This window comes from Micromonospora sp. NPDC048839, from assembly GCF_040649915.1.
Lineage (GTDB): Bacteria > Actinomycetota > Actinomycetes > Mycobacteriales > Micromonosporaceae > Micromonospora.
On sequence record NZ_JBEZGL010000022.1, the window covers coordinates 105,156 to 116,084 of the forward strand.

Annotated in this window: 11 protein-coding genes and 1 pseudogene; 10 read left to right on the forward strand and 2 right to left on the reverse strand. The window is 71.2% G+C overall.

Going from position 1 to position 10,929, the window contains the following annotated elements; genetic code table 11:
* The 5 genes from egtD (at position 1) to AB0C25_RS30825 (ending at position 2,705) form a co-directional block, all read left to right on the forward strand.
* Positions 1–966, forward strand: a complete 966-nt coding sequence (gene egtD, locus AB0C25_RS30805; protein WP_357377783.1) for an L-histidine N(alpha)-methyltransferase — start codon at positions 1–3, stop codon at positions 964–966.
* Positions 967–1,184: 218 nt separating this feature from the next.
* Positions 1,185–1,772, forward strand: coding sequence for a TMEM165/GDT1 family protein (locus AB0C25_RS30810; protein WP_112587100.1), 588 nt, complete (start codon positions 1,185–1,187; stop codon positions 1,770–1,772).
* Positions 1,773–1,811: 39 nt separating this feature from the next.
* A complete protein-coding gene (locus AB0C25_RS30815; protein ID WP_357377785.1) occupies positions 1,812–2,174 on the forward strand; it encodes a DUF1622 domain-containing protein in 363 nt (120 codons plus the stop codon).
* Between the two features lie 5 nt (positions 2,175–2,179).
* Positions 2,180–2,503, forward strand: coding sequence for a hypothetical protein (locus AB0C25_RS30820; RefSeq protein ID WP_357377787.1), 324 nt, complete (start codon positions 2,180–2,182; stop codon positions 2,501–2,503).
* Positions 2,504–2,507: 4 nt separating this feature from the next.
* Complete coding sequence (locus tag AB0C25_RS30825; RefSeq protein WP_357377789.1) at positions 2,508–2,705, forward strand: hypothetical protein; 198 nt, start codon at positions 2,508–2,510, stop codon at positions 2,703–2,705.
* Positions 2,706–2,859: 154 nt separating this feature from the next.
* Here the strand turns inward: AB0C25_RS30825 and AB0C25_RS30830 are convergent.
* Positions 2,860–3,355 (reverse strand): annotated as a pseudogene (locus AB0C25_RS30830) (Na+/H+ antiporter NhaA); the annotation flags it as partial.
* Between the two features lie 228 nt (positions 3,356–3,583).
* On the opposite strand from AB0C25_RS30830, the gene AB0C25_RS30835 reads away from it, so the two are divergent.
* Entirely contained in the window at positions 3,584–5,047 is a 1,464-nt protein-coding gene (locus AB0C25_RS30835) for a polysaccharide biosynthesis tyrosine autokinase (RefSeq protein ID WP_357377791.1), read from the forward strand.
* Here the strand turns inward: AB0C25_RS30835 and AB0C25_RS30840 are convergent.
* On the reverse strand, positions 5,028–5,582 hold the full coding sequence (locus AB0C25_RS30840) for a low molecular weight phosphatase family protein (RefSeq protein ID WP_357377793.1): 555 nt from the start codon (positions 5,580–5,582) through the stop codon (positions 5,028–5,030). The two genes, AB0C25_RS30835 and AB0C25_RS30840, sit on opposite strands and share 20 nt — an antisense overlap.
* Before the next feature lie 168 nt (positions 5,583–5,750).
* Between AB0C25_RS30840 and AB0C25_RS30845 the strand changes: the two genes are divergently transcribed.
* The 4 genes from AB0C25_RS30845 (at position 5,751) to AB0C25_RS30860 (ending at position 10,824) form a co-directional block, all read left to right on the forward strand.
* Positions 5,751–6,998 (forward strand): glycosyltransferase family 4 protein, encoded by a 1,248-nt coding sequence (locus AB0C25_RS30845; protein ID WP_357377795.1) that lies wholly within the window; start codon positions 5,751–5,753, stop codon positions 6,996–6,998.
* Between the two features lie 97 nt (positions 6,999–7,095).
* Complete coding sequence (locus tag AB0C25_RS30850; RefSeq protein WP_357377797.1) at positions 7,096–8,880, forward strand: DUF4012 domain-containing protein; 1,785 nt, start codon at positions 7,096–7,098, stop codon at positions 8,878–8,880.
* Positions 8,881–8,893: 13 nt separating this feature from the next.
* On the forward strand, positions 8,894–9,523 hold the full coding sequence (locus AB0C25_RS30855; RefSeq protein ID WP_357377799.1) for a hypothetical protein: 630 nt from the start codon (positions 8,894–8,896) through the stop codon (positions 9,521–9,523).
* Positions 9,524–10,260: 737 nt separating this feature from the next.
* A complete protein-coding gene (locus AB0C25_RS30860) occupies positions 10,261–10,824 on the forward strand; it encodes a hypothetical protein (protein WP_357377801.1) in 564 nt (187 codons plus the stop codon).
* Positions 10,825–10,929: the final 105 nt, after the last annotated feature.

A 10,929-nucleotide genomic window follows, 5' to 3' on the forward strand; every position in this document is an offset into this window, starting at 1 on the left:
ATGACCGCGGATCCGCTGGAGATCTACCTCGAAGAGGGCGACCTGGAGCGCGGCCTGCGCGACGACGTCCGAGCCGGGCTGAGCGCCGGGCAGAAGTGGCTGCCGCCGAAGTGGTTCTACGACGCCCGGGGCAGTGAGTTGTTCGAGGAGATCACCCGGCTACCCGAGTACTACCCGACCCGGGCCGAGCGGGCGGTGCTGGCCGAGCGCGCTCCCGCGATCGCGGCGTTGACCGGGGCCAAGACCCTGATCGAGTTGGGTTCCGGCTCGTCGGAGAAGACCCGGCTGCTGCTGGACGCCTTCAGCCGGCGCGGCGGGCTGGGCACGTTCGTCCCGCTCGACGTGTCGGTCAGCGCGTTGACGAGTTCCACGGCCCAGATCGCCGCGGACTTTCCCCGCCTGCGGGTCCGGGGCATCGTGGGCGACTTCACCCGGCAACTGGACCGGCTGCCCACCGGCGGCCGTCGGTTGGTGGCGTTCCTGGGCGGCACCATCGGCAATCTGCTGCCCGCCGAGCGGGCCGAGTTCCTGACGGCGATGCGCGGCGCGTTGGAGGTCGGCGACTGGCTGCTGCTCGGCACCGACCTGGTGAAGGACCCGTCGGTGGTCGTGCCCGCGTACGACGACGCCGCCGGCGTCACCGCCGAGTTCAACCGCAATGTGTTGCGGGTGATCAATCGGGAGTTGGGCGCCGACTTCGATCCGGAGGCGTTCGCGCACGTGGCCCGCTGGGACCCGACAAACGAGTGGATCGAGATGCGGTTGCGGGCGACCCGACCGATGCGGGTACGGGTGCTGGACCTGATCGTGGACTTCGCCGCCGGGGAGGAACTGCGTACCGAGGTCTCGGCGAAGTTCCGCCCGGAGGGGATCGCCGGGGAGTTGGCCACGGCGGGCTTCGCCACGACGGAGTTCTGGACCGACCCGGACGGGCTCTTCGGGGTCACGCTGGCGCGGGCACGGTGAGCCGGTTCACCCACCCCGGCCCGGCCCGGTGGTGATCGGCTAGGCTGATCCCGCGAAGGGGAGTAGCCCCCAATGTCGTGGTCGACATACTGGTGCGTTCCGCATCCGGCCACGCGGCCCCGGTCTTTTCCGGGGCGGGCGAGACCTTCGACTCAGGCTGTTGCAGCCGGGTCGAGGGCGCCCCTGTACCTCCTCCCGGCGTGAACGGGAAGGATGTCATGGAGGGATTTTTCGCCGCGCTGGTGATCAGCTTCGGCGTCATCTTCGTCGCCGAGCTGGGGGACAAGTCCCAGTTGATGGCGCTGACCTTCGCCACGCGGTTCAAGCCGATCCCGGTGCTGATCGGCATCACGGTCGCCACGGCGGTGGTGCACCTGGCGTCGGTGGCCATCGGCGTGGGTCTCGGGGCGGTGTTGCCGACCGAGTGGATCTCCCTGGTGGCCGGTGTGGCGTTCCTCGGCTTCGGCGCGTGGACGTTGCGCGGTGACAAGCTCACCGAGGAGGAGAAGCGCAAGGCGGAGAAGACGAGCAAGACCGCGATCGTGGCGGTGTCGGTGGCGTTCTTCCTGGCCGAGTTGGGCGACAAGACGATGCTCGCCACGATCACACTCGCCACCAAGTACGGCTGGTTCGGCACCTGGCTCGGCTCCACCATCGGCATGGTGGCCGCGGACGCGCTGGCCATCCTGGTCGGCCGGATGCTCGGTCGGCGGCTGCCGGAGAAGACCATCAGGTACGGCGCCGCGATCCTGTTCGCCATCTCCGGTCTCTGGTTGATCCTGGAGGCGGTCAACGAGCTGACCTGAGGGCCGACTAGCTGGCCCGAGGGCGGGTAACGGCATCCGGTGGAGGCGGCCGAGCTGTTGCGCCAGGGCGACCAGGTGCTGGTTGCCGTCGTGGAGGTCGCCGGCGCGCTCGTCATCTTCGTCGGGGCGGTCTGGGCGGCGGTGCGGTTCGTGGTCGAAGGGCTACGACACCGCAGCGCCGCCCTCTTCACGCCGATCCGGCTCTCGCTGGGTCGCTTCCTGACCCTCGGCCTCGAGTTCCAGTTGGCGGCCGACGTCCTGCGGACGGCGGTGTCCCCGTCGTTCGACCAGATCGGCCAACTGGCCGCGATCGCGACGATCCGAACAGCGCTCAACTACTTCCTGGGTCGGGAGATCCGTCACGAGCAGCGGCAGGTGGCCGAGGGCGAGAGCCGGAGGTGACGGGCGTGACGGGCGTGCTGATCACCGCGGTCACCGCTCTGGCGTTGGTCGCCGGGGTGGTCACCGCGCTCAGCACCGGGGCGCTCCGGGTCGCCGTCCGGGTGCTGCTGGATCTGCTGACCGCGGCCGGCCTGCTCCGGCTCGCGGGTGATCCGGGGTGGAACGGTCTGGCCGGCGCGGTGGCGATCATCGCCCTGCGCCAGCTGCTCGGGGCGGCGCTGGGCACCGGGCGGCCGTGGTCGGGGCGACAATCCCCGGCGCGCTGCGCCGGAGACGATCAGCACCTACCGTTGGCGGTGAGGGGCGAAACCGGGAAAGCGGGAGGATGACCAGATGAGCCGGCACGACGAACCGAACGAGTACGGCTACGCCGGTGGCGCCACCGCTCCCGAGCCGCCGCCCGGTGGCAAGGCCGACGAGCAGGATCGTGTCGAGGCGGTCGCGGTGCCGGGCGACGACCTCACCGCACCGGCCGCGGAGGCGCTGGCCGAGGAGACCGAGGACCTGCCGCCCGCCGAGCGTCGCCGCTGATCGCAGGCCCGCCGTGTGGCCCGGCCGGGCTCCGCTCACCGGTGTCCGCAGGCCCCGATCAACGATCGGCGGGCCGCTGGTAGACGTCGGGCACGCCGTCGGCGTCGAGCCGCTCCCGCCACGCCAGCGTGCGGTACGCGGCGTTGCGGCGGCCGAGCACCGTGGCGGCCAGCCCGGCGGAGAGCACCGATCCGGGCAGCACGGCCACCGTGACCCGGTCGTCGGCCGTGCTGCCCGTGCCGAGGGCCAGGTCGCCGACGAGTAGCCCCGGCCCACCCCCGACCACGACGACAGCCACGTAGATCAGCGTCGGCAGCAGCATCCCGCCGAGGGCGGCCGCCACGGGCAGCGCGCCCGGCGCGGGTCGCGGAGTTCACGGCGACGAACTCCCGCTCGAGTTCCAGACCCAGCACGAAGAAGAAGACGGCCAGCAGGCCGTCCGCCGCCCAGGTGGCCACGTCCAGGTCGAGGGGCCAGGGCGCGCCGCCGGGCCAGGGCACCCAACCGCCGAGCCGGGTGTACGAGTCGGACCAGGGCGAGTTGGCCCAGAGCAGCGCTGTCACGGTGCCGAGCAGCAGCAGCGCGCCACCGACTGTCTCGGTGCGCAGGACGTCGGTCAGATGCCGCGCCTCGCACGGTGGCGACCGCAGGGTCGTTCGGTCGGTATCCGATCGGCGGCCGACTTTTCCCCGGGTCTCGCCGCAGCCGAATGCCCCTTTGCCCGGTTGGTTATGCGGGCGCACGTGTCGAAGTCAGAACCACCTAACTCCGGACATAAGCCGTAAGAGCCGCTTTAATGGTTTCACGAGTTGACAGACGACCTTGGGGGTTTTCGTGAAGTTTTTTGGCGTAACCGGACCGACGCGGAGGCGCACCTGATGGACCTGCTCCGCCAATTGCGCCACGTGCGTCGGCACTGGTGGGTCGTGCTGGTCACGGTCATGGTGGCCCTGGGCGCCTCGGCGTTCCTGACCGTACGGGCACAACCCCGGTACGTCGCCTCGGTGACCTTCTTCGTCACCACCCCCAACTCCGGCGTCAGCGATGCCTACCAGGGTGGGCTCTTCCTCCAACAGCGCGTCAAGTCGTACGCCGACCTGCTCACCAGCGACCGGCTGGCGCAGAGCGTGGTGGCCGAGACCCCGGTGGGGCTCACCGCGGACGAGGTGCGGAGTCGGGTCAGCACCTCCACCGAGACCGGCACCGTCCTGCTGCGTGCCTCGGTCACCGACACCGACCAGGCCCGGGCGCTGCGGGTGACCGAGTCGCTCGCGGCGAAGTTCGTCGACCTGGTGCAGAAGGTCGAGACGACATCCGAGGGTAAGGCGCCGATCAAGATCGAGGTGGTCAGCGGCCCACGGGTCACCGCAAACCCGGTCTCACCGCAGCCCACGCGCAACCTCACCCTCGGCGGGCTGATCGGCCTGGTGCTCGGCGTCGGCCTGGCGATCCTGCGGGGCGTCGCCGACGTCCGACTGCGGGACTCCGCCGGCCTGCAACGCGCCACCGGCAGTCCGCTGCTCGGCGAGATCCCCTACGAGAGCAGCGCCCGTACGGAGCCGCTCATCATCGGCGACGCCGCGACCTCGGCCCGTGCCGAGGCGGTGCGCAAGCTGCGGACGAACCTGCGCTTCGTGGATGTCCACGAGCCGGCCCGGGTCATCGCCGTGACCAGCGCGCTGCAGGGCGAGGGCAAGACCACGCTCTCCTGCAACCTGGCCATCGCGCTGGCCGAGGCGGGGTGGCGGGTGCTGCTCGTCGACGCGGACCTGCGCCGGCCGAAGGTCGACGAGTACCTGGGGCTGGACGCCGGTGTCGGCCTCACCGACGTGCTCGTCGGCGATGTGAAGGTCGGCGACGTGGTGCAGCGCTGGGGCGACAAGTCGATGCTCGTGCTGCCCAGCGGTTCCGCCCCACCGAACCCGAGCGAGCTGCTCGGTTCCAAGGCGATGTCGGATCTGCTGCTGGCGCTGCGGGAGTCGGCGGACATCGTGATCATCGATACCGCTCCGCTGCTCGCGGTGACCGACGGCGTGGTCGTGGCCGTGCAGGCCGACGGTGCGTTGCTGGTGAGCCAGCAGGGCCGTACCTCCCGGACCCAGGTCGCCGCGGCGGCCCGCGCACTGCACTCGGTCTCGGTCCGTCTGCTCGGCTGCGTGCTGAACATGGCCAAGGTGGCCAAGGCCGAGGCGTACCAGTACGAGGCCTACCGGGTGGTCGCCTCGACACCTCCGGCGTCGGTACCGGCCGACCGGACGATGGCCGGCCGGCACAGCGACACCACCACCGGGGTCAACGGCGTCGCCGACCACACCCAGGAACTCACCCGGCTGCCCCGATGAGCGCGGCGAGGGGTCGCAGCGACCGTTCGATCTCCTCGGCGCAGCGTCGGAAGTCGGCGGACGTACCGCCGATCGGGTCCCGAAGGTCGTCCGCGTCCGGGGCGGCGGGTTGCAGCCGTCCCCGGGCCTGGGCGACGGCGGCGATCGCCGCCCGCAACGGGTCGTCCGCCGGCTCGGCGGGCGGCTCGGCCGCCGCGGCCAGCCGACCGAACTGGCGCAGGGTGAACGTCCGGTGCAGCGCGCTGGGCGCCAGCGCGGTGCAGATCGAGCGCTGGCGGCGGGTGGCGGTCAGCACCAGCGTCGCGTCGATGAGGTATTCGGGCCGCAGTCCCCGGGTCCGGAACCCCGACGGGTCCGCGCCGCTGTCGGTCGCGACCTCCAGGGCGTACGGATGCATGGACAGCCCGTCGATCGCGTCGGTGCCGGCGCTGGCCACCGTGACCTGTCCGTCGGCCAGCAGCCGGCGGGCCAGGTGCTCGGCCATCGGTGATCGGCACAGGTTGGCGTGGCAGACGAACAACACGCGATCAGCCATCGGTGCCCCTCTCGTCGGTGCGGACGCGGGCGGGCACACCGTGCGAACGGTGCGTCGGTGCCGGCGGCCGCGCGGGGAGGGGTTGTCGGCATCGTACGCGGGCCGTCCACCTGTCGGTCCGGGTGCCGCGCCGATCGCCGCCGATTCGCGGCGGACGGGGGCGCAACGATGAAGATCGGCATTCTGTCCTACCACTTTCCGCCCGAACCCGCGTTCATCCCCGGCAGCCTCGCCGAGGAGTTGGCCGCGCGGGGGCACGAGGTCCGCGTGCTCACCGGGTTTCCGGACTACCCGGGCGGGCACGTCTATCCCGGCTGGCGACAGCGCTGGCACCACGAGACGCACAGTGAACGGCTGACCGTGCGGAGGGTGCCCCGCTACCCGGGAGGTGCCACGTCCACCGGCGCCCGGATGGCCAGCTACCTGTCCTTCGCCGGCAGCGCGACGCTGACCGCCCGCCGGTACTTCAGCGACCTCGACGCGCTGTACGTCTTTCAACTCCCGGCCACGACGTTCGCCGCCGCCGGGGTGCTCCGGCTGCTCGGGAGGGTGCCGACGGTGCTGCACGTCCAGGACGTCTGGACCCGCGACGGCACCGACGAGGCGGGCGAGGGGCGCTGGGTGGCGCGGATGGGCAGCGCGATGACCCGGATCTACCGGTCCGCCGCGCGGATCGCGGTCGCGGCGCCGTCGATGCGGGATCTGGTCGTCGCCGCCGGCGCCGAGCCGGATCGGGTCCGGCTGGTGCTCAACTGGACCGACGAGCGGATCTTCTATCCGGCGACGCCCGGCGCGGCGGCCCGCCAGCTGGTCCGCCGCGACGGTCGGTGCGTGGTCATGCACGCGGGCACGATCGGCCCACGGCAGGGGCTGGAGACCGCGGTCCGGGCGGCCGCGGCGCTGGACCGGACGATGGACCTGGTCCTGGTCGGTTCGGGCTCGGCCGAGCGGCGGGTCCGGGGACTCGCCGCCGAGCTGGGCGCGGACAACGTCCGCTTCGTGGAGCGTCGGTCGCCTGTCGACATGCCCGAGCTGTACGCCGCCGCCGACTATCAGTTGGTCATGCTGCGCGACCTGCCGGAACTGCGCGGCACGGTGCCCGGCAAGGTGCAGGCGGCGCTCTCCTGTGCCGCACCGGTGGTCGCGTCGGCCGGCGGCGACACCGCCGAGCTGGTCGAACGGGTCCGGGCCGGGCTGTCCTGCCCACCGGAGGACTGGGCGGCGCTGGCCGACCGGTTCTGGTTGGCCGCCACCATTCCGCCGCCGGCGCGCACCGAGATGGGTCGCCGGGGGCGGGCGGCGTACCTGCGGGAGATGTCGCTGCCCGCGGGGGTGGACCGGATCGAGCGGCTGCTGCACGAGGCGGCGGGACGAGTCACCGAGCCCGCCGGTGATCCGCGAAGTAAATTCGCTTAAAGGGCGAAGAAGCCAATAAGGGTACGAAGTTCCCTGCCACGTGCTAAGAACGTCAGGGAATCGACCTTCTGTCCGGTTCCGCGAACGGGAGTGTGGTGTGACGGAGAGCGAACGGCCGACCCGGCGGCGGAGCCGGTCCCGACGTCGTCGGCGTGCCCGACTGCGACGTGCGCTCCTCGGCGCCCTGGTCGTCGGCTCGCTGCTGCTGGCCACCGGTGGCTGGATCGGCTTCCGTGGCTGGCAGGCGCGCACCCATCTGCTCAACGCCGCCGGCCTGGCGCGGGAGTTGAGCGCCCAGGTGGTGGGTGGGGACGCCGAACGTGCCCGGCGGACGCTCGCCGCCCTGCAGGAACAGTCCGGTGCCGCTCGGGCGGCGACGGCTGATCCGAGTTGGCGACTCGGTCGGCGAACACCGCTCGCGGGTGACGATCTCGACGCCGTCCGCCGGATCGCCGTCGCCATCGACCAACTGGCCCGGGAGGCGTTTCCGGCGCTGCTGCGCACGGACCTGACCCGACTGGTGCCGAGCGGCGGACGGCTGGACCTCGCTCAGCTCGCCGCGGTGTCCACCGAGCTGACCGGGGTCAACGAGTCGGTGCAGCGGACCCGCCGAGACCTGGGTGCGGTGCCGGCCGACCGCCTGGTCAGCCAGGTCCGGCAGGCGTTGACCGACCTGCGCGACGAGATCGACCGTCTGGCCAGCCTCACCACAGCTGCCGACCAGGGCGCCCGCCTGCTGCCGCCGCTGCTCGGCGCGAACGGGCCGCGACGATACCTGCTGGTCTCGCAGAACCTCGCCGAGTTGCGCGCCACCGGCGGCATGTTCGGCGCGTACGCCATGATCGAGGCCCAGAACGGCGCGGTGAAGATGGGCAAGCAGGGCAGCAGTGCCTCGCTCGGCCGGTTCACTCCGCCGTTGAAGGTGCCCGCCGAGATCCGGGCGATCTGGACCGACCTACCCGGCATCTATCCCGCCGACGTCAATCTGTCTCCGCACTTCCCGAGCGCTGCCGCGTTGTACCGCGAGATGTTCCGGCGCTCGACGAACATCACCGTCGACGGTGTGCTCGCCGTCGACCCGGTGGTGCTGTCGTACCTGCTCAAGGCGACCGGCCCGGTGCTCGTGCCCGGAGGTGTCCCGCTGGCCAGCGAGAAGGTCGTGCAGACCCTGCTCAATGACAGCTACCAGCGGCTGGACCTACGGCAGCAGGACGAGTTCTTCGCGGCCTCCGCCGCATCGGTGTTCGACGCCTTCTTCAAGAAGAATGTCAACCCACGTGTGTTGTTGTCCGCATTTGACCGTGCTATCACTGAACGGCGGATATTGTTCTGGAGTGCCCGACCTGAGGAACAGCGGACATTCGGCGCGAGTCGGATGGCCGGGACGCTTCCGGAACAGGACACCGTGCCAACGGTCGGCGTGTTTCTCAACGACGGCAGCGGCGCGAAGCTCGGCTACTACCTGCGGCCGACGGCAAACCTGACGGTCGGCGAATGCCGGCCCGACGGTCGCCGCGAGCTACGGCTGCGGGTGACCCTGCGCTCGACGGCGCCGAAGTCCGGACTTAGCGAATCCGTTCTCGGCCTCGGTCTGGCTGGCGACCCGTACACCGTTCGCACCCTGGTGTCGATCTTCAGCCCGACTGGTGGCGCGGTGGTCGAGGCCCGGCTCAACGGGGCCGAGACGGCGCTTGGCAGCGGCACCGAACGCCGCCGTCACGTGGCGACCGCCAGTGTCGACGTCGGCCCCGGCGCCGAGAAGGTGCTGGAGGCCACCGTGCTGACGGCCAAGACCGGAGTCGGGCAGGCCGAGTTGTGGCTGACCCCCACCGCCAACCCCTGGATCACCCAAGTTCATTCCGCACCAAGCTGTGACCAGTAGGAGGGAACCAATCATGCGGCTTTCCCGCATCATCATGGCGCTCACGGTCGGCCTGGCCGTGGTGGCCGTGCCGACGGCAGCGGGGGCGGCGCAGCCGCAGCCGACGCCCAGCGCGACCACCGACCCGACCCAGCCGCCGCCGTACCCGCCGACCAACCCGTCGCTCACCGTCAACCGGACGACGATCTTCATCGGTGAGACGGTCATCCTGACCGGCACCGGGTTCGGTCCGAACGAGACTGTCGACATCGTGGTGACGGTCGCCCCGTTCGCCGCTCCGGCCGGCGGTCAGGCTCCGGCTCGCCGCAGCGACGGCAGCACCGTGGCGATGGCCCCGGTGGCCTACCAGGCGAGCGCGCCGCTGAACTTCACGGCGTACACCGACGCCCAGGGACGGTTCACCAAGAGCTACAAGCCGTCGGTGACGGGTCTGCTGACCTTCACCGCCACGGGTCGGGAGTCCGGCCGTACCGCCAGCGCCGAGCTGCGGGTGCTGCACAAGAAGCAGCCGCTGCCGGTCACCGGTGACAGCATCGGCACGCCCATGAAGCTCGGCGGTGGCCTGGTTGGCGCCGGAGCGGTCATGCTGCTGCTGACCCTGGCCTGGCGTCGCCGCCAGCGCCTCGGTGGGACCGCGCACTAGTTCGGCACACCACCGGGCACTGCCCGGACCGCACCTGAAGCTGGCGCCCGTCGGAGTGATCCGACGGGCGCCAGCGTCTGTTGGCCGTCTCGTACGCCCCGTCCGTGTGCCGTCGAGGCAGCCCTCGCCCGGCACCGCCCGATCCGTCCGTCGCGTTCTTGATCGACTCGGGTTCACTGGTGTCGCGGTGTCGGACCGTCACGAATACCGCGATATCCGTGAAGTCGAGTGGGTCATGCCCGGCGCGGGTGTCTGACCCTGTCTGAGCCTGGTGTGGGCCGGCGGGTCGCCGACGGCGGCCCGATTTGGGCGGCTTGTCCGGCCCTGGGCTCTGCCGACCGGTGACCGGCGGCACTCGTGGGCCGGAATCATGGCGGGGTCGGGGTCGTTACATACCCTGACGATCGCAGGACCACCGCCCCGCCGCCCCGGCCACGGGGTGGGAATGCGGGACCCGGTCCGGTCGTTGCAGTCCCCACGAACGACGGCCCGGCCACTGCCTTCAGGTGGGTGCCGAGGTGGATGGGCCGCCCCCGGAATGACCCTGGTCCCCCGGTCGTTACACCTGGACCCGGCGCCACGAGCCCCCGCTCGGCAGGTCGCCGACCCCGACGCCCGACCGGGCGTCACCCCCCAAACTTTCCCCTTGTTTGTGCAGCGCCGGACGAGGTGCTCACACCCTGCCGCCGTTCCCCCTGTTGGCGGTTGGGTGTTCTACCCCCGAAGGAGCTACCCCCATGAACACGATCATGCGGAAGAGTGTGTTGTCTGTTGCTGGTCTGGCGTTCGCCGGTGGTGTGTTCGCCGGTCCGATCGCCGCCCACGCCGCCACCCCGGTCGAGGGCAAGCCCGTCGCGGCCGCCGTGCAGACCGCGGCGCCGAAGCCGCAGGGCGACCAGTCGCACATCGACCTGACCGGTGAGAAGACCGCCAACGTCAAGGCGATCATCGCCGCGACGAAGAAGGCCGGCCTGCCCGAGCGGGCCGCGGTGATCTCGATCGCGACGAGCCTGCAGGAGTCGAAGCTGGACAACCTGGGCCACCTCGGCGACGCCAACGACCACGACTCGCTGGGCCTGTTCCAACAGCGCCCGTCCAGTGGTTGGGGCACGCCGGAGCAGATCACCGACCCGGCCTACTCCACCACCGCGTTCCTCAAGGGCCTCAAGCAGGTCGACGGGTGGCAGGACATGCCCCTGACCGAAGCCGCGCAGACCGTCCAGGTGTCGGCGTACCCGGACGCGTACGCGCAGTGGGAGCAGCAGGCCACCGACCTGGTCGCCCAGTACTGGAACAGCTGACCCACCGCACCACCGCACCACCGCACCACCGCACCACCGCACCACCGCACCACCGCACCACCGCACCACCGCACCACCGCACCACCGCACCACCGCACCACCGCA